Annotated in this window: 15 protein-coding genes and 5 tRNA genes; 11 read left to right on the forward strand and 9 right to left on the reverse strand. The window is 61.1% G+C overall.

Annotated elements, in window-relative coordinates:
* Window positions 1–18: 18 nt before the first annotated feature.
* The 7 genes from clpX (at window position 19) to ABLV49_RS06120 (ending at window position 4569) form a co-directional block, all read left to right on the forward strand.
* Window positions 19–1284, forward strand: coding sequence for an ATP-dependent Clp protease ATP-binding subunit ClpX (clpX, locus tag ABLV49_RS06090; RefSeq protein ID WP_011802329.1), 1266 nt, complete (start codon window positions 19–21; stop codon window positions 1282–1284).
* A 118-nt stretch (window positions 1285–1402) separates the two neighbouring features.
* Window positions 1403–3832 carry an endopeptidase La gene (gene lon, locus ABLV49_RS06095; protein ID WP_349280748.1) on the forward strand — a complete coding sequence of 810 codons (2430 nt, stop codon included), beginning with the start codon at window positions 1403–1405 and terminating at the stop codon, window positions 3830–3832.
* 62 nt (window positions 3833–3894) lie between these two features.
* Window positions 3895–3970, forward strand: a tRNA-Gly gene (locus tag ABLV49_RS06100).
* A 59-nt stretch (window positions 3971–4029) separates the two neighbouring features.
* A tRNA-Cys gene (locus tag ABLV49_RS06105) sits at window positions 4030–4103 on the forward strand.
* Between the two features lie 80 nt (window positions 4104–4183).
* Window positions 4184–4259, forward strand: a tRNA-Gly gene (locus ABLV49_RS06110).
* Between the two features lie 60 nt (window positions 4260–4319).
* Window positions 4320–4393, forward strand: a tRNA-Cys gene (locus ABLV49_RS06115).
* An 89-nt stretch (window positions 4394–4482) separates the two neighbouring features.
* A tRNA-Leu gene (locus tag ABLV49_RS06120) sits at window positions 4483–4569 on the forward strand.
* Between the two features lie 22 nt (window positions 4570–4591).
* On the opposite strand, the gene ABLV49_RS06125 is transcribed toward ABLV49_RS06120, so the two are convergent.
* From ABLV49_RS06125 to ABLV49_RS06140, 4 genes are read right to left on the reverse strand one after another with little or no spacing between them, the layout of a single operon-like run.
* Window positions 4592–5311: an ABC transporter ATP-binding protein gene (locus ABLV49_RS06125; RefSeq protein WP_349280749.1), complete on the reverse strand. Its 720-nt coding sequence runs from the start codon at window positions 5309–5311 to the stop codon at window positions 4592–4594.
* 1 nt (window position 5312) lies between these two features.
* Window positions 5313–6089 (reverse strand): ABC transporter ATP-binding protein, encoded by a 777-nt coding sequence (locus tag ABLV49_RS06130; protein WP_349280750.1) that lies wholly within the window; start codon window positions 6087–6089, stop codon window positions 5313–5315.
* Entirely contained in the window at window positions 6076–7068 is a 993-nt protein-coding gene (locus ABLV49_RS06135; RefSeq protein WP_349280751.1) for a branched-chain amino acid ABC transporter permease, read from the reverse strand. Before ABLV49_RS06135 ends, ABLV49_RS06130 begins: the two co-directional genes overlap by 14 nt.
* A 6-nt stretch (window positions 7069–7074) precedes the next feature.
* The gene (locus ABLV49_RS06140) at window positions 7075–7956 is read right to left on the reverse strand and encodes a branched-chain amino acid ABC transporter permease (protein ID WP_349280752.1); all 882 of its coding nucleotides are present in this window, start codon (window positions 7954–7956) and stop codon (window positions 7075–7077) included.
* On the opposite strand from ABLV49_RS06140, the gene ABLV49_RS06145 reads away from it, so the two are divergent.
* On the forward strand, window positions 7955–8107 hold the full coding sequence (locus ABLV49_RS06145; protein WP_349280753.1) for a hypothetical protein: 153 nt from the start codon (window positions 7955–7957) through the stop codon (window positions 8105–8107). The genes ABLV49_RS06140 and ABLV49_RS06145 overlap by 2 nt on opposite strands.
* Before the next feature lie 55 nt (window positions 8108–8162).
* Here ABLV49_RS06145 and ABLV49_RS06150 read toward each other — a convergent pair whose 3' ends face one another.
* From ABLV49_RS06150 to ABLV49_RS06170, 5 genes are read right to left on the reverse strand one after another with little or no spacing between them, the layout of a single operon-like run.
* Window positions 8163–9326: an ABC transporter substrate-binding protein gene (locus ABLV49_RS06150; protein ID WP_349280754.1), complete on the reverse strand. Its 1164-nt coding sequence runs from the start codon at window positions 9324–9326 to the stop codon at window positions 8163–8165.
* On the reverse strand, window positions 9323–10138 hold the full coding sequence (locus ABLV49_RS06155) for an alpha/beta fold hydrolase (protein ID WP_349280755.1): 816 nt from the start codon (window positions 10136–10138) through the stop codon (window positions 9323–9325). The genes ABLV49_RS06150 and ABLV49_RS06155 overlap by 4 nt, the downstream gene beginning before the upstream one ends.
* Complete coding sequence (locus tag ABLV49_RS06160; RefSeq protein WP_349280756.1) at window positions 10135–11718, reverse strand: benzoate-CoA ligase family protein; 1584 nt, start codon at window positions 11716–11718, stop codon at window positions 10135–10137. Before ABLV49_RS06160 ends, ABLV49_RS06155 begins: the two co-directional genes overlap by 4 nt.
* 25 nt (window positions 11719–11743) lie before the next feature.
* Window positions 11744–13315: a 3,4-dehydroadipyl-CoA semialdehyde dehydrogenase gene (locus ABLV49_RS06165; protein ID WP_349280757.1), complete on the reverse strand. Its 1572-nt coding sequence runs from the start codon at window positions 13313–13315 to the stop codon at window positions 11744–11746.
* A gap of 20 nt (window positions 13316–13335) precedes the next feature.
* Entirely contained in the window at window positions 13336–13803 is a 468-nt protein-coding gene (locus ABLV49_RS06170) for a DUF4863 family protein (RefSeq protein ID WP_349280758.1), read from the reverse strand.
* Between the two features lie 87 nt (window positions 13804–13890).
* On the opposite strand from ABLV49_RS06170, the gene ABLV49_RS06175 reads away from it, so the two are divergent.
* From ABLV49_RS06175 to boxB, 3 genes are all read left to right on the forward strand, one after another.
* Complete coding sequence (locus tag ABLV49_RS06175) at window positions 13891–14865, forward strand: helix-turn-helix transcriptional regulator (RefSeq protein WP_349280759.1); 975 nt, start codon at window positions 13891–13893, stop codon at window positions 14863–14865.
* 116 nt (window positions 14866–14981) lie between these two features.
* Window positions 14982–16640 carry a 2,3-epoxybenzoyl-CoA dihydrolase gene (gene boxC / locus ABLV49_RS06180; protein WP_349280760.1) on the forward strand — a complete coding sequence of 553 codons (1659 nt, stop codon included), beginning with the start codon at window positions 14982–14984 and terminating at the stop codon, window positions 16638–16640.
* 104 nt (window positions 16641–16744) lie between these two features.
* Entirely contained in the window at window positions 16745–18172 is a 1428-nt protein-coding gene (boxB, locus tag ABLV49_RS06185; RefSeq protein ID WP_349280761.1) for a benzoyl-CoA 2,3-epoxidase subunit BoxB, read from the forward strand.
* Window positions 18173–18185: the final 13 nt, after the last annotated feature.

The raw sequence follows: 18185 nt of genomic DNA on the forward strand, positions 1-18185 counted from the left end.
TTAAAGGCGTCCCCCACAATGGCCGAGAAAAAAGGCTCCTCCAGCGAAAAGACTTTGTACTGCTCCTTCTGCGGTAAAAGCCAGCATGAAGTCAAAAAACTGATTGCTGGCCCATCCGTCTTTGTTTGTGATGAGTGTATTGATCTGTGCAATGAGATCATCCGCGACGAATTGCCTTCAGGCAGCGAGGCAGGCGAAGCGCGCAGTGATTTGCCAACGCCTGCAGAGATCAAGGCCACGCTTGATGGTTATGTGATTGGACAGGAACCCGCCAAGCGCACGCTGGCGGTTGCCGTGTACAACCACTACAAGCGGCTGCGCCACAAGGAATCGGCCAAAAAAGACGATGTCGAGCTGACCAAGAGCAACATCCTGCTGATTGGCCCCACCGGCTCCGGCAAGACCCTGCTCGCTCAAACGCTGGCCAGAACGCTGAATGTGCCCTTTGTCATGGCCGACGCCACGACGCTGACCGAGGCCGGCTATGTGGGTGAAGACGTCGAAAATATCATCCAGAAATTGCTGCAAAGCTGCAATTACGAAGTTGATCGTGCCCAGCAAGGGATTGTCTACATCGACGAAATCGACAAGATTTCCCGTAAATCGGACAACCCTTCCATCACGCGCGATGTGTCGGGTGAAGGCGTGCAGCAGGCGCTGCTCAAGTTGATGGAAGGCACGATGGCCTCCGTGCCCCCGCAGGGCGGGCGCAAGCATCCAAACCAGGATTTCCTCCAGGTTGACACCACCAACATCCTCTTTATTTGCGGCGGTGCTTTTTCGGGACTTGAAAAGGTGATTGAAAACCGGACCGAAGCCTCCGGGATTGGGTTTGGTGCTGCCGTCAAAAGTAAAAAAGCGCGCAGCCTGACGGAAGCCTTCAAGGATGTCGAGCCTGAAGACCTGATCAAGTTTGGCTTGATTCCCGAACTGGTCGGCCGTATGCCGGTGATCGCTACGCTGGCTGAACTCAGTGAAGATGCACTGGTTCAGATCTTGACGGAGCCTAAAAATGCCGTGGTCAAGCAGTTCAGCAAGCTGCTTGCCATGGAAGGCGTTGATCTCGAAATCCGCCCTTCGGCATTGAAAGCCATTGCCCGCAAGGCACTGGCCCGAAAAACCGGCGCGCGCGGTCTGCGTTCGATTCTGGAGCAATCCTTGATTGACACCATGTTTGATTTACCCACTACCAGTAATGTCGCCAAGGTGGTTGTGGATGAATCCACGATTGAAGAAAACAAGCCGCCTTTGTTGGTGTACCGCGAAGCCGCTAAAAAAGCCTGAGTCCCGGACACGGCAGGAAACGCTTGAAATGGCGAGAACTACCCTCAAGTCTGGTTGCTTGTACTTCGCCTGACCCCGAAACGGGTTGTTGCGTCTTACCTTGATTTTTAAGGTTTATATGTCCGGACAAACTTTTCTTACCTCCACACCCATCAATCTGCCGCTTTTGCCATTGCGGGATGTCGTGGTCTTTCCGCATATGGTGATTCCGCTGTTCGTGGGCCGCCCCAAGAGCATCAAGGCGCTGGAATTGGCCATGGAGGCCGAGCGCCGGATTATGCTGGTGGCCCAAAAAACAGCAGCCAAAGACGAGCCTTCCATTGAGGATATGTTTGAAGTGGGCTGTGTGGCGACCATTTTGCAACTCTTGAAGTTGCCTGACGGTACTGTCAAGGTTCTGGTGGAAGGCCAGCAGCGCGCCAAGGTCAACAAGATTGAGGAAGGCGAACAGCACTTTACCGCCAATATTTCTCCGGTCGAGCCGGTTGTGGTCGTGGCTGGTAGCAAAGGCAGTGAAGTCGAAGCCCTGCGCCGTGCGGTCATGCAGCAGTTTGACCATTACGTCAAGCTGAACAAGAAAATTCCGCCTGAAATACTGACGTCGATTTCCAGCATTGACGATGCCGGTCGCCTGGCTGACACGATCGCGGCGCACTTGCCGCTCAAGCTTGACGCCAAGCAGATCATTCTGGATCTTGATAACGTGAAAGCCCGGCTCGAAAACCTGTATGAGCAGCTTGAGCGCGAGGTCGATATCCTCAATGTGGACAAGAAAATTCGCGGCCGGGTCAAGCGGCAGATGGAAAAAAACCAGCGCGACTTCTACCTCAACGAGCAGGTCAAGGCCATCCAGAAAGAATTGGGGGAGGGCGAAGAGGGCGCAGACATAGAAGAGATCGAAAAGAAGATCAAGGCCGCCAAGATGCCGCAGGAAGCCCGTAAAAAGGCAGAAAGCGAACTCAAGAAGCTCAAGCTGATGTCGCCGATGTCGGCCGAGGCTACCGTGGTGCGCAGCTATATTGACGTGCTGCTCGGTTTGCCATGGAGCAAGAAAACCAAGATCAAGCATGACCTGGTCAATGCAGAGGCCGTCCTCAATGAAGACCACTATGGCCTTGAAAAGGTCAAGGACCGTATTGTTGAATACCTCGCGGTTCAGCAGCGGGTTGACAAGCTCAAGGCGCCGATTCTTTGCCTGGTCGGCCCACCAGGGGTGGGTAAGACTTCGCTCGGTCAATCCATTGCCAAGGCAACCGGACGCAAGTATGTCCGCATGGCTTTGGGTGGCATGCGTGATGAAGCGGAAATTCGCGGTCACCGTCGTACCTACATCGGTGCACTGCCGGGTAAGGTATTGCAGAACCTGAGCAAGGCTGGTACACGCAATCCGCTGTTTTTGCTTGATGAGATCGACAAGCTGGGTACAGATTTCCGTGGTGATCCATCAAGTGCTTTGCTCGAAGTGCTGGACCCGGAACAGAACCATACTTTCGGCGACCACTATGTCGAAGTCGATTTTGATTTGAGCGACGTGATGTTTGTCGCAACATCCAACTCGATGAACATTCCTCCTGCACTGCTGGACCGCATGGAGGTTATTCGGTTGTCAGGTTATACCGAGGACGAAAAAACCAGCATCGCCATGCGTTACCTGCTGCCCAAGCAGGTCAAGAACAATGGTGTCAAGGATGCTGAACTGGAAGTACAGGAGCAGGCGGTGCGCGACATCGTGCGCTACTACACCCGTGAAGCCGGTGTACGCTCACTTGAGCGTGAGCTGTCCAAAATCTGCCGCAAGGTGGTCAAGGGTATCCAGCTTAAAAAAATGACGCCCCAAGTCGTGGTGACGCCAGATAACCTCAATGAGTTCCTGGGTGTGAGGAAATACGATTACGGACGTGCAGAAAAGAACAACCAAGTGGGCCAGGTCGTCGGATTGGCATGGACTGAGGTTGGCGGTGATTTGCTGACAATTGAAGCAGCCGTCATGCCCGGCAAGGGTGTGATTACCCGAACGGGCTCGCTTGGCGATGTCATGAAGGAGTCTGTCGAGGCTGCCCGCACCGTGGTCCGCAGCCGAGCCAGAGTTCTTGGTATCAAGGATGAAATGTTTGAAAAGCGTGATATCCATATTCACGTGCCCGATGGTGCAACACCCAAGGACGGTCCCAGCGCCGGTGCCGCCATGACTACTGCGTTTGTTTCTGCATTAACGGGCATTCCGGTGCGAGGCGATGTGGCGATGACCGGAGAAATTACGCTCAGGGGTGAAGTAACAGCTATTGGCGGATTGAAGGAAAAACTGCTTGCAGCCTTGCGTGGGGGCATCAAGACGGTGCTGATTCCGCAAGAGAATGCCAAAGATTTGCAAGAGATTCCAGACAATGTAAAAGCCGGTCTTGAGATCATTCCTGTGAAGTGGATAGATCAGGTGCTGCAGGTCGCACTGGAGCGGCAGCCTGTTCCGTTGACGGATGAAGAAGTTGCATTGATTGCAGCTGCCAGTGCTGCTGTGCCTTCGCAGGTTGTGGACGCCGTCAAGCATTGAGTAAACTTTTTCTAGACTCAAGAAAATCGTTAAAAACCAGGCTATAATTTATAGCTAGACTCGCGGGAGTAGCTCAGTTGGTAGAGCGCAACCTTGCCAAGGTTGAGGTCGAGAGTTCGAGCCTCTTTTCCCGCTCCAATTCAAAGGCCAGCACTTCAAAATGCTGGCCTTTTCTATTGGAAATGTTCGAGAGATATGGCGCGGTAACAAAGCGGTTATGTACCGGATTGCAAATCCGGCTAGCCCGGTTCGACTCCGGGCCGCGCCTCCATGAAATGATGGCCATCGGTTACTTTTTTTCAATAAAGTCCGAATGGTTAAAAAACCAAGCTATAATTTATAGCTAGACTCGCGGGAGTAGCTCAGTTGGTAGAGCGCAACCTTGCCAAGGTTGAGGTCGAGAGTTCGAGCCTCTTTTCCCGCTCCAATTCAAAGGGCAGCACTTCAAAATGCTGCCCTTTTTTGTTGGGAATGTTCGAAGAAATATGGCGCGGTAACAAAGCGGTTATGTACCGGATTGCAAATCCGGCTAGCCCGGTTCGACTCCGGGCCGCGCCTCCATAAAGTAATTGTCATCAGCCTCTTGAGAAGGGGCATTTTGTTTGACAATGCTGTTCGGGTTGGTCGCTGCATCTCCCCAATTTTCACCAGCGAGAGTGGCGTAATCGGTAGCCGCACGGGACTTAAAATCCCGGGACAGTGATGTCGTACGGGTTCAAGTCCCGTCTCTCGCACCATCATCACGACTCCCTGGCCCCTTCACACGCCCAGGTAGTCTGCCAGCGCAGGGCTACCAGCCACCTCGTCGGCATTGCCCTGCAGCACCACCTGGCCTTTTTGCAGCACCAGCGCGCGATCCGCTTGCGTTAGCACCTTGCGGTAGTCTCGGTCCACGATCAGCGTGGCAATGCCGCTGGCGCGGATGGCGCTGATCACGTTCCAGATGTCGAGCACGATCAGCGGCGCCAAGCCTTCGGTGGCTTCGTCCAGAATGATTAGGTCGGGATGCGTCATCAGCGCCCGGCCAATCGACAGCATCTGCTGCTCGCCACCCGAGAGCTGTGCGCCCAGGTTGCTCAGCCGCTCCTTCAGGCGCGGAAAGGTCTCCAGTACGCGCCCGTATGACCAGTCGTTGCGACCATCGCGGCCACGGCGGGCCGCCATTATCAGATTTTCGCGCACCGACAGGTTGGGGAACACGCCGCGTCCTTCGGGCACGTAGGCCACGCCCAGGCGCGCCACTTCATGCGGCCTGGCGCGGGAGGTGTCCTGTCCGAACAGGGTGATGCGACCATCGCGCTGCGTCACATGACCGAGCAGGGTGCGGATCAGCGTGCTTTTGCCCATACCGTTACGCCCCAGCAGGCCGATGGTTTCGCCGCGCCCGATGGCCAGGTCGATGCCGTGCAGCACATGGCTGGAGCCGTACCAGGCGTGGATGCAACTCGCCTCCAGGATGAATTCAGAAGAAGGCTTCACGTCAATGGTCTCCAAGATAGGCGGCCTGCACCTGCGGGTTGCTGCGTATGCCGGCGGGCGTGTCGCTGGCAATCACTGCGCCATTGACCATGACGGTGATGCGTTCGGCAATGCGGAACACCGCATCCATGTCGTGTTCGACCAGCAAGATGGCATGGCCGGGCTTGAGTTCGGCCAGCAGCGCGAGCATGCGCTCGGTCTCTTCCGCGCCCATGCCGGCCAGCGGCTCGTCGAGCAGCAGCACCTGCGGCGCTGTGGCCAGGCACATGGCGATTTCGAGCTGGCGCTTTTGCCCGTGCGACAGCAGTCCGGCCGGGCGGTCGAGCAAGTCGTTCAGGCCGGCGCGGGAGGCTGCATCGTGCGCAGCCGACAGGCTGGCATCGCAATGCTGCGCGCTGCGCCACCATTGCCACGGCTTCTGGGTGGCGGCCTGCGCGGCCAGCCGGCAGTTCTCGAACACGCTGAAGCTGGGGTAGATGGTGTTGCGCTGGTAGCTGCGGCCCAGGCCCAGGCGGGCACGCCGGGGTTGCGTCCAGCCCGTCACCTCCTGGCCGAGCAGTTCGACGCTGCCGCTCGACGGCGGAATTTCGCCGGACAGGATGTTGATTAAAGTGGATTTACCGGCGCCGTTGGTGCCAATCACGGCATGCACGCTGCCGCGCGCCAGATCCAGCGACACGCCGTTCAGTGCCAGCAGGCCACCCCAGCGGCGGGTAATTTCGCGCCCGCGCAGCAGCACTTCAGGCGAGACATCAGACGAGATTTCAGACGGCTTCATGGCGCACTCCCTGCAGGTTGCTGCGGCCCACCAGCCGGGCGCGGAGTTGTCCGGGCAAGCCGACCAGCCCGCGTGGCAACAACACCACGCTGGCAATGATGCTCAGGCCCAAGCCCAGATGCCAGTGCCGGGCGAAGTCGCCAAACACCGCTTCGGACTTGAAGAATTCCTGCAACAGTGCAAAGGCGAACGCGCCGACCAGCGCGCCGCGCAAATGACCGAGCCCGCCCAGGATGATCATGATGAGCACCGCGCCGGACAGGTGCCAGCTCATCATTTCAGGGTTGACGAAGCCATCCTTGACGGCAAACAGAAAGCCCGCCAGCCCGGCAATGCCGCCCGAGATCACGAAGGCCGCGAGCTTGTACGGATAGGTTGAAAAGCCGGTGGCGCGCATGCGCTGCTCGTTGACGCGAATGCCCGCAAGCGCGCGGCCAAAGCGCGACCGCGCCAGCAGCGCCAGAAAGCCGAAAACCCCCACCAGCATGAGCAGCGTGAAACCGTACAGCACCAGCGGCTTGTCCAGGTCGATCAGCGTGCCGAGCACCGGTTTCAGGGTCAGGTAAATGCCGTCGGTGCCGCCGCCCAGCGGCGTGTCGTGCACCACGTAGTAAGCCATCTGCGCAAAAGCCAGCGTGACCATGATGAAGTAGGCGCCCTTGGTGCGCAGCGACAGCGCGCCTACGGCCAGCGCATACAGCGCCGCCGCCAGCACGCAGGCCGGCAGCAGCCAGAGCAGCGAAGGCGCGTCGGTCTGCGCGGGCAGTAGCACGGCGGCATAGGCGCCGATGCCGAAGAACGCCGCCTGGCCGAAACAGATCAGCCCGGTGGTGCCGACCAGCAACTCCAGGCTGAGCGCAAAGATGGCATACACCATCATCTTGGTGACCAGGTCAATGCCGTAGTTGCCCGCCATCAGCGGATATAGCGCCAGCCCGGCAAAGGCCAGCAGCACGAAAAGGGTTTTGGAGTGGTTCATCGGGGTTCATCCGGCCTTGAACAGGCCATCGGGTTTCCACAGCAGGATCAGCGCCATGAGGACATACACCAGCACGCCAGCGGCCTGCGGCAAAAACACCTTGCCAAAGGTATCGACAAAGCCGATCAAGAGCGCCGCCAGCAGTGCGCCGCGAATCGAGCCGATGCCGCCGATCACGACGATGACGAAACAGATGATCAGCACCGAGTCACCCATGCCCGGATAGACCGACGACACCGGCGCGGCCACCATGCCGGCCAGCACCGCCACGCCCAGACCGGCGGCGAACACGACGCGGTACAAAAACTTGATGTCGATGCCCAGCGACTGCACCATCTCGCGGTTGGTACTGCCGGCGCGGATCATCATTCCGAGCCGCGTGCGGGTGAAGATCAGGTACATGCCCAGCGCCAGCACCAGGCACACGCCGGAGACAAACAGCCGGTACACCGGGTAGGTCATCAGCTCGCCCAGCGGCAGCGTGCCCGCCAGAAAGGCCGGCACTTCGACGCCATGCACCTCGTCGCCGACCAGCAGGCTGCGCAGTTCCTCGAACACCAGGATCAGCCCGTAAGTCATCAAGACCTGCTGCAGATGCTCGCGTTCATAAAGAAAGCTGAAGAACGCCCACTCCAGCACATAGCCGAGCAGTACCGCCAGCACCACGCCCACCGCCAGCGTGGCAAAAAAGCCGCCGCCAAAAGTGCTGCCCACCACAGGCGCCAGGGCGTAGGCCATGTAGGCGCCAATCATGTAGAAGCTGCCATGCGCCAGGTTGATGACGCCCATGATCCCGAAGATCAGCGTCAGCCCGGAGGCGACCAGGAACAAAAGCAGCCCGTATTGAAGTGCATTGAGGCACTGGATCAGGAAGATGGAAAGGTCCATGAAGAAAGCCTCATCCTTTCGTGAATGTGAAAAAGCGCATGGCAACGTCAGCAGGCAAGAGCACATGGGTGTTGGCCTGTGGACGCTTTTCAAGCATCAAATTGGCCTCTGGCGCAGGCGTGGACTGCGCGAGAAGCTATGGATTCAGTAGCAAACAGAAAAAATCACCGGACAGCTTGAATGCCGTGACGGGAAGACCGGGCGGATTACAGCCGGCAGCCGCGACCCGGATCGGTCAGCGCCTTGCTGGCGACGCCGACAAGCTTGTTTTCCTTGCCCGCGACCTGGCGCAAATAGATGTCCTGCACCGGGTTGTTGAACCTGGAAATCGTGAATGGGCCGCGCGGGCTGTCGATCTTTGCCTTGTGCAGGGCATCGGCAAACTCGGCCTTCTTGCTGGTGTCGCCCTTGACGGCGGCCAGTCCCACGCCCAGCATCTGCGCCGCGTCATAACCCTGAACCGCATACACGTCGGGCTGCTGCTTGTAGGCTTTGGCATAGGCCAGACGGAAGCTGGTGTCGCGCGGCGTGCCCAGCGCGTCGGCATAGTGCAGCGTGGTCAGCAGGCCGTCGGCATCAAGCCCCTGCGCTTCGAGCGTGCCGTCGGTCAGGAAACCAGCGCCGTACAGGGGAATGCTTTTCTTCAGCCCGGCGCCGGCATAGTCCTTGACGAACTTCACAGCACCGCCACCGGCAAAGAAGGTGTACACGGCATCGGGCCTGGTGGCCGCGATTTCGGTCAGCAGCGCCTGGAACTCGACGTTCGGGAAAGGCACGCTGAGTTCCTTGACGACCTTGCCGCCACCCTTTTCAAACGCTTCCTTGAAGCCGCGCACCGACTCGTCGCCGGCTGCGTACTTCCAGGTGATGGTGACGACCTTTTTGTGGCCCTTCTTGGCGACCACTTCGCCCATGGCGTAGCCCGGCTGCCAGTTCGAGAATGAACTGCGGAAGATGTTTTGCGCGCACATAGCCCCGGTCACGGCATCCGCGCCGGCATTGGGAACGATCAGCAGCGTGCCTGTGTCCTTGGCGACCTTGGCCATCGCCATTGCCACGCCGGAATGCACCGAGCCGATCAGCACATCGACGTTGTCGCGCTTGATCAGCTTGTTGACGTTGTCGGTGGCCTTGGACGGGTCGGACTCGTCATCGACCTTGACGAATTCGATTTCGCGCCCGCCCAGCTTGCCGCCCTGCTCGGCCACATACTGTTTGAAGCCGTTTTCAATCGCCGTGCCCAGCGCGGCGTAGGTGCCGGTGTAGGGCAGCATCAGCCCGACCTTGAGCTTGGCCGGCGCCTGCGCGGAGGCAGCGCTGGCGCACAGGACGGCGGCGGCAGCGATCAGGTGAAGTCGAATCTTGGTCATGGTTTGTCTCCGTGGGGTTGTTGTTGAATGAAAGCAGTGATGGCCGTGATCAGGCGTTCGGGCTGGTCGCGGTGCGGGGAATGGCCGCAATCGGCCAGCTCAAACAGTTCGGTCTGCGCCGCCCGGCGCGCAATGCCGTGGATCTGCGCAAGCGTGCCGTATTCGTCGTCCAGGCCTTGCACGGCCAGCAACGGGCAGCGGATGGCGCTGATCTCGGCTTCAATCGACCAGTGCCTGAACGCCGGCTTGAGCCAGATGTCGTTCCAGCCCCAGAAGGCTGAATCCGGATCATCGTGGTGGCGCGCCAGGCGTTGCCGCAGGTCGGTTTCAAGGTAGGCCGTTCGCACTTTTTCAATGCTGCTCACCGACAGGTCTTCCACCAGGATATGGGGAGCCAGCACGATGGCGCCGGCCAGTTGCTGCGGATGCCGGGCCGCATACAGCAGGGCGATGGAAGCGCCATCGCTGTGGCCCAGCAGCCAGGGGCGGTCGGTGGCCGCGTCAATGCCCAGCGCTTCCAGCAGGGCGGGCAGCACTTCCTGGGCCTGGCGGTGCATGAAGTCCAGGCCCCAGACTTCTTCGGCGGCGCGCGGCGTCGAGCGGCCATAGCCAGGGCGCGAATACACCAGCCCCCGGCAGCCGCTAGCCTCACACAGGCGCTGCGGAAACTCCTTCCACATCGCCACCGAACCCAGGCCTTCATGCAAAAAGACGATCAGTGGCGCCGCCGCCCGGTCGCGGGCAATCCACTGGTGTTCGATGCGGACCGGGCGACCCGCCCAGTCGATGTCGATGAACGCCGCCTCTGTCATTTGGCCGCGCCTTCCAGACCGCGCAGCTTGAAGCGCTGGATCTTGCCGGTGGCGGTCTTGGGCAACTCGGCTAGAAACTCAATCGAGCGCGGGTATTTGTAAGGCGCCAGGCGCTCCTTGACGAAGGCCTTGAGTTCGGCCTCGCTGACCTGCTGGCCGGTCTTGAGCACCACGTAAGCCTTGGTTTTGGTCAGGCCTTCGGCGTCCGGCACGCCAATGACGGCCGCCTCCAGAATGGCCGGATGTTGCGACAGCGTGGCCTCGACCTCGAAGGGCGAGACGTAAATGCCGCTGACCTTGAGCATGTCGTCGCTGCGACCCGAATAGGTGTAGGTGCCGTCGGCGTTGCGAACGTACTTGTCGCCGCTCTTGGTCCACGCGCCCTGGAAGGTTTCGCGCGACTTCTCGCGGTTGCCCCAGTACATCAGCGCCGCGCTCGGCCCCTTGATGTAGAGGTCGCCGGTGTCGCCGTCGGGAACCAGTCGGCCGTCATCGCCGCGCAACTCCACCTCGTAGCCGGGCACCGGCCAGCCGGTGGTGCCGTAGCGCACTTTTCCGGGCAGGTTGGACAAAAAGATGTGCAGCATTTCGGTCGAACCGATGCCGTCGATGATCTCAATGCCAAAGTGGGCCGTGAAGCGTTCGCCCAGGTCGGCTGGCAAGGCCTCGCCGGCCGAAGACGCCAGTCGGAGCGACACCTGGTTTTTCGCGGGCAGGTCGGGCGAGGCCAGCATGCCTGCAAAGCCGGTGGGCGCGCCAAAGAACACGGTGGGCTGGTGGTCAATCCAGCGCTTGAAGGTGGCCGCCGGCGTCGGGCGCTCGGCCATCAGGACCACGGTGGCGCCGACGCTGAGCGGAAAGCTCAGGGCGTTGCCCAGGCCGTAGGCAAAGAACAGCTTGGCGGCGGAAAAACACACATCGCGCTCGCTAATTCCCAGCACCGGCTTGCCGTACAGCTCGGCGGTCCAGTAGGGATTGGCGTGTGTGTGCAGCGTGCCTTTGGGCTTTCCCGTGGAGCCGGAGGAATACAGCCAGAAACCCGGATCGTCGGGACAGGTGGAAGCTGGCTGGGCCAGCGGCGCATGCTGGGCAATCAGGTTGTCCAGCGCCACGCTGCCTTCGGGCAGTGACCCGGCGGGGCGCGAGACGATGACCGCCCTGACCTCATGGGCGGCTTTCGCCATGGCTTCCTGCAGTATCGGCAAGAGAGCGCCCGACACCAGCACAGCCTGGGCACGGCTGTGCTCCAGCATGAAGGCATAGTCTTCGCTCGTCAGCAGCGTGTTGAGCGCCACCGGCACGATGCCGGCATACATCGCGCCCAGAAAGCTGACCGGCCAGTCGCTGCAGTCGTTCATCAGCAGCAGCACGCGTTCCTCGCGGCGCACACCGGCGGCCAGCAGTGCGGCGGCCAGACGGCGGATGCGCTCGGCCAGTTCGCCGTAGCTCACCGTTTCGACATCGTCGATATAGGCTGTCCTGGCGGGGTGCGCGGCGTTGCACCCGATCAGGTGCTGGGCGAAATTGAAGTGCGCGCCGGGTGCCGGGATGTGGGGCGCGGTGTTTGATGGGGCGGTCATGTCTGTCTCCTCGTTCTCTTGTGGCTCAGACCGCTGAAGGCGTCCGCAGATGCGCCAGCACGTCGGTACTGGCCTGCACGGCGCTGCGGCGGTGGTAGAAATTCAGGGCGCGCAGGCCGCCCAGTTCCTCGCCGCCACCCGCGCGGCCCGGCCCGCCATGCAGCGACTGCGGCATGACGTTGCCGTGGCCGGTCTGCAGTGCGCCCACGTCGGGCGAGATCACATGCACCCGGCCGTGGCTGTCGGCCAATTCGAGGGCAGCGCTCGCCAGCGCGGCGGCATCGCTGCCGTAGAGCGAGGTCACCAGCGAACCCTGTCCCCGGCGCACCAGCGCCAGCGCGTGGGCCGTGTCGCGGTAAGGCAGCAGCGTGGCCACCGGGCCAAAGACCTCGGTGTCGTGGATGCGGTCGGCGCCATCGCTTCCGCTGGCATCGCGCGTGCCCAGCAGCGTCGGCCCGACGCAGCAGGCCAGCGCCGCATCGGCATCGACCAGCGCATGGCGGCTGCCGTCGTGCAGGATTTCCGCCTGCGCCGTCAGATGCGCCAGGCCGTCGCGCACTGCTGCCAGCTGGCTGCGGCTGACCAGCGCGCCCATGCGTACGGTGTCGTTGCGTGGGTTGCCCACCGTGGTCTTGGCCAGGCGCGCGGAAAGTGCTTCTGCGACCGACGTGTACAGAGCCTCGGGAACGAAAACGCGGCGGATGGCGGTGCATTTCTGGCCCGACTTGACCGTCATCTCGCGCGCCACTTCCTTGACCAGCAACTCAAAGGCCGGACTGCCAGCAGCCTCGCCCGGCAGCAGCAGGGCGGAGTTCAGGCTGTCGGCTTCGATGTTGACGCGCACCGAGCGCTGCACCACGGCTGGATGCGAACGGATCACCGCCGCCGTTTCGGCCGATCCGGTGAACGACACCACATCGAAGGGCTGGAGCTGGTCCATCAGTCCGGCCGAACTGCCGCACACGACCGACAGCGCGCCCGGCGGGAAAATTCCCGCCTCGACCACGTCCCTGACCATGCGCTGCGTCAGCCAGGCGGTTGCGGTGGCGGGCTTGATGATGACCGGCACGCCCGACAGCAGGGCGGGCGCGGCTTTTTCCCACAGGCCCCAGGCGGGAAAGTTGAAGGCGTTGATGAACAGGGCCACGCCGTGCGTGGATGTCAGCACATGCTGTGACTGGAAAAGAGGGTCTTTGCCCAGCCGCGCCATGTCACCGTCGAGCATGAAACGACGCTCGCCCAGTGCGTCACCCATCCTGGCATAGGTGCCCAGCGTGAACAGGCCGCCGTCAATGTCCACGGCAGAGTCATTTTTCACCGTGCCGCTGTTGGCCGTGGCGATCTCATAGTAGGCATCGCGGTTGGCCTGCAGCACTTTGAGTGCCGCGCTCAGCAGGGCGGCGCGCTCGCGGTAGGTGAGGGCGCGCAGGGCCGTGCCGCCTTGTTCGCGGGCAAAGTCAAAGCCGGCGGCCAGGTCGAGTCCGGTGGCATCGACGCGCACGAGTTCGGTGCCCAGCACCGGGTCAAACAGCGCAGTGCCCGCGCCGGTGCCAGCCTGCCAGCGGCCGACCAGGTAATTGGAAAGCAGTTCGGTCATGGGGAGTCTTTTCGTAAAAATCAGTGGCGGGTGAATTCGATGCTGCCCTGGGGCAGGAGGTAGAGCACCAGGGCGCGTCCGCTGGACACGGTGGGGCGGTGCGCGCTGCCCGGCGGATAAACGAGCCAGCCGGCGGGGCGGCCATCGAATTGCGCGTTGTCGTCCAGCGGCATGATCAGGTCGATTTCGCCCTGCGGATGCGCATGGTGCGGGCCGGCGATGTCCTGCATGTCCACCACATCGACCGAAAAGCCGTGCAGGTCATCGGCCGGCTTGAAGATGCGGCCATAACGGATGCCGCCGCCCTCGCGCTCGCACAGCCAGCCCTCGGCAACGCCGGTCATGCAGGCTTGCTTCAGTTGCCGATACGTGTCGGTTTCGACTCCATGCTCTGCATTGAGCCAGGCATCCAGACCGGCATCCAGGGGGCGGCCAGCCAGCTGGGCTGTCAGTTGCGTGATCTGTTCGCGAAATTCGGTGGGTGACATACTGCCTTCTCCGTATAGTGTTGAACTTGCCAATTCATGTAATATGAATTATTGTGCATGCATGAACCATAAAGCCTGAAAAACATCATGTCAAGCAATATATTGCATGTATCAGGGTTAGTCCCTGATACCTCCATCCTTCCTCTTCAAACAGCCGAACTGCAGCCCGCCGGGCTTCAGGAGCCACAGGCGGAAGAAAAAAATCCATTTCTCGCAGCCCTGGGAGACCGGGTTCGGGCGCTGCGGGCTCGGTGCGGCATGACACGCAAAGCCGTGTCGATTGCCGCCGATGTGTCCGAGAGGCATCTGGCAAACCTGGAGTACGGCGAAGGCAACGCGTCCATCCTGGTGCTGCTGCAGGTGGCCCGCGCGCTGCACTGCTCACTGGCCGAACTGATTGGCGATGTGACAACCTCGACGCCCGAATGGCTCTTGATTCGCGAACTGCTGGAAACGCGCGACGACGCATCGCTGCGCCGTGTGCGCATCGCGATTGGCGAGTTGCTGGGAACGGGCAGCGGCAACACCGCCCTCTGTTCGCGCGTGGCGCTGATCGGCCTGCGCGGGGCCGGAAAGTCCACGCTGGGCGCCCTGCTGGCCGAAGACCTGGGATTTCCGTTTGTCGAATTGAGCCGGGAAATCGAGAAGTTCGCGGGCTGCAGCGTCTCGGAAATCCAGGCGCTCTACGGCATGAATGCCTACCGCCGCTACGAACGCCGGGCGCTGGAAGAGACGATCCAGATTTACCCGGAAGCCGTCATTGCCACGCCCGGCGGCCTGGTGTCGGACCCGGCCACGTTCAACCAGCTGCTGTCCCACTGCACCACCGTCTGGCTGCAGGCCGACCCTGAAGACCACATGACACGGGTGCTGGCGCAGGGTGACTTGCGGCCCATGGCGGCCAGCAAGCAGGCCATGGAAGACCTCAAGGGCATCCTGGCAGGTCGTGCTGCCTTCTATTCGAAGGCGCAGTACAAGGTCGATACCAGCACCCAGAGCCTGGAACTGTCTTTCCAGTCCTTGCGCGAGACGGTGCGCAAGGCGCTTCAGTTGCCAGTTTGAATCTTTTACAAGAAAATGCATAAAAATGCTTGTTTGTTTTTGATGATATGCATTATTATGCGTGTATCGAATTTCAATTCATGCAGTTTCATGCATTAAACTGAGGACTTCAAGCCATGACCATCGCCTCCCGCGTCGAATACCAGACCGACCCTTCCCAATACAAGCACTGGAAGCTCAGCTTCAATGGCCCCGTCGCCACGCTGGCGGTGGACATTGACGAAAACGCCGGCTTGCGCCCCGGCTACAAGCTCAAGCTCAACAGCTACGACCTCGGGGTCGATATTGAACTGAACGACGCCATCAGCCGCATCCGTTTCGAGCACCCGGAAGTGCGCACCGTGGTGGTGACCAGCGCCAAAGAAAAAGTGTTCTGCTCCGGCGCCAACATCTTCATGCTGGGCGTGAGCAGCCACTCCTGGAAAGTGAACTTCTGCAAGTTCACCAACGAAACCCGCAACGGCTTGGAAGACTCGTCCCGCTACAGCGGCCTGAAGTTCCTGGCTGCGGTCAACGGCGCCTGCGCCGGTGGCGGTTACGAGCTGGCGCTGGCCTGCGATGAAATCATCCTGATCGACGACCGCTCCAGCGCCGTCAGCCTGCCCGAAGTCCCTTTGCTGGGCGTGCTGCCCGGCACCGGCGGCCTGACCCGCGTGACCGACAAGCGCCATGTTCGCCACGACCTGGCCGACCTGTTCTGCACCAGCGTCGAAGGCGTTCGCGGCCAGAAGGCCAAGGACTGGCGCCTGGTCGATGACATTGCCAAGGCGGTCGATTTTGCGCAGAAGGTGCAGACCCGCGCCCTGGCACTGGCCGCCCAGAGCGACCGGCCCGCCGACGGCAAGGGCGTGGTGTTCAAGCCGCTCAATCGCACGGTCGAAGCCGATGCGCTGCGCTATTCAAATGTGACGGTCGAGATCGACCGTGCCAAGCGCACCGCCACCTGGACGGTCAAGGCGCCCACGGGTGCGCAACCCTCAAGCATCGCCGGCATTGAAGCGCTGGGCGCCGACTGGTTCCCGCTGGTGATGGCGCGCGAACTGGAAGACGCGATCCTGATGATGCGCACCAACGAGCTGGAAATCGGCACCTGGCTGATCAAGACCGAAGGCGATGCCAGCGCCGTGCTGGCCATGGACGACGTGCTGCTGGCGAACCAGAAGCACTGGCTGGTGCGCGAGACCATCGGCCTGCTGCGCCGCACGCTGAGCCGCCTGGACCTGTCCTCGCGCAGCCTGTTCGCGCTGATCGAGCCGGGTTCGTGCTTTGTCGGCACCTACCTGGAACTCGCCCTGGCCTGCGACCGCAGCTACCACCTGGCCCTGCCCGACGACGAGGACCGTGCGCCCAAAATTACCGTGGCAGAGAGCAATTTTGGCCTCTACCCGATGGTGACTGACCAGAGCCGCCTGGGCCGCCGTTTTTATGACGAAGCACCGGCGCTCGAAGCCGTGCGCGCCAAGGCGGGCCAGCCGCTGGATGCCGACGCCGCGTTTGCCGTGGGCCTGGTCACGTCCAATCCGGACGACATCGACTGGACTGACGAGGTGCGCATTGCCATCGAGGAACGCGTGTCCATGTCGCCTGATGCATTGACCGGCATGGAAGCGAATTTGCGCTTCAACGGCACCGAGAACATGTTCACCCGCATTTTTGGCCGCCTGACCGCCTGGCAGAACTGGATTTTCCAGCGTCCGAACGCCGTCGGAGAAAAAGGCGCGCTCAAGGTCTATGGCAAGGGCGACAAGTCCCAGTTTGACTGGAACCGCGTCTAAACAGGCGTTCTCGCAAAGTTCTCGTTGTGCGGCACGAATCCGGGTGGCGCGCCGCAACTGCAATCCCTCCCCCGAATCAGCCTTGTTTTTTCTTGGAGACCATGATGTCCAGCATTAATTACAGCGAAAAGATTCCCAACAACGTCAACCTGAGCGACGACCGCACATTGCAGCGCGCGCTTGAGCAGTGGCAGCCCAATTTCATCAGCTGGTGGGACGATGTCGGCCCCGAAGGCTCGACCAACATGGATGTGTACCTGCGCACGGCCGTCAGCGTCGATCCGAACGGCTGGGCGCAGTTTGGCCACGTCAAGATGCGCGACTACCGCTGGGGCGTTTTCCTGAACCCGGGCGAAGCCGACCGCACCATCCACTTCGGCGACCACAAGGGTGAAAAGGCCTGGCAGGACGTTCCCGGCGAGCACCGCGCCAACCTGCGCCGCATCATCGTGACGCAGGGCGACACCGAGCCGGCATCCGTCGAGCAGCAGCGCCACCTCGGCCTGACCGCGCCCAGCATGTACGACCTGCGCAACCTGTTTCAGGTCAACGTCGAGGAAGGCCGCCACCTGTGGGCGATGGTTTACCTGCTGCACAAGCATTTCGGCCGCGACGGCCGCGAAGAAGCCGAGGGCCTGCTGGAGCGCCGCAGCGGCGACGCCAACAACCCGCGCATCCTGGCGGCTTTCAACGAGAAGACGCCCGACTGGCTGAGCTTTTTCATGTTCACCTACTTCACCGACCGCGACGGCAAGTACCAGCTCTGCGCGCTGGCCGAAAGCGCTTTTGACCCGCTGGCCCGCACGACCAAGTTCATGCTGACCGAGGAAGCGCATCACATGTTCGTCGGCGAAAGCGGAATTTCCCGCGTCATCCAGCGCACCGCGCAAAAGATGAACGAGCTGAAAACCGACGACGTGGGCAAGCTGCGCGCCGCCGGCGTGATCGACTTGCCGACCATCCAGCGCTACATCAACTTCCACTTCAGCGTCACCATCGACCTGTTCGGCGCCGACGAGTCAAGCAATGCCGCCACCTTCTACAGCTCGGGCCTGAAGGGCCGCTACGAAGAAGGCAAGCGCGTCGATGACCATGTGCTCAAGGGCCAGACCTACAAGGTGATCGAAGCCAAAGACGGCCAGCTGGTCGAAAAGGAAGTGCCGATGCTCAATGCGCTCAATGAAGTGCTGCGCGACGACTACATCAAGGACTCCATCTCGGGCGTCGAGCGCTGGAACAAGGTGCTGGACAAGGCCGGCATCCCCTTTCACCTGCGCGTGCCACACAAGGCGTTTCACCGCAACATCGGCGCGCTGTCGGGCGTGAAGGTGTCGCCCAATGGCCGCGTGGTGTCCGAGGCTGAATGGAACGCCTCGGTCGATCAGTGGGTGCCGAGCAACGAAGACCGGGCCTATGTCGCCAGCCTGATGGGCCGCTGCGTCGAGCCGGGCAAGTTCGCTAACTGGATTGCGCCGCCCGTCATGGGTATCAACCGCCAGCCGGTGGACTTCGACTACGTGCGATTTAATTGAAGTTCATTGAGCC

The sequence above is a fragment of the Polaromonas hydrogenivorans genome, from assembly GCF_040105105.1.
Lineage (GTDB): Bacteria > Pseudomonadota > Gammaproteobacteria > Burkholderiales > Burkholderiaceae_C > Polaromonas > Polaromonas hydrogenivorans.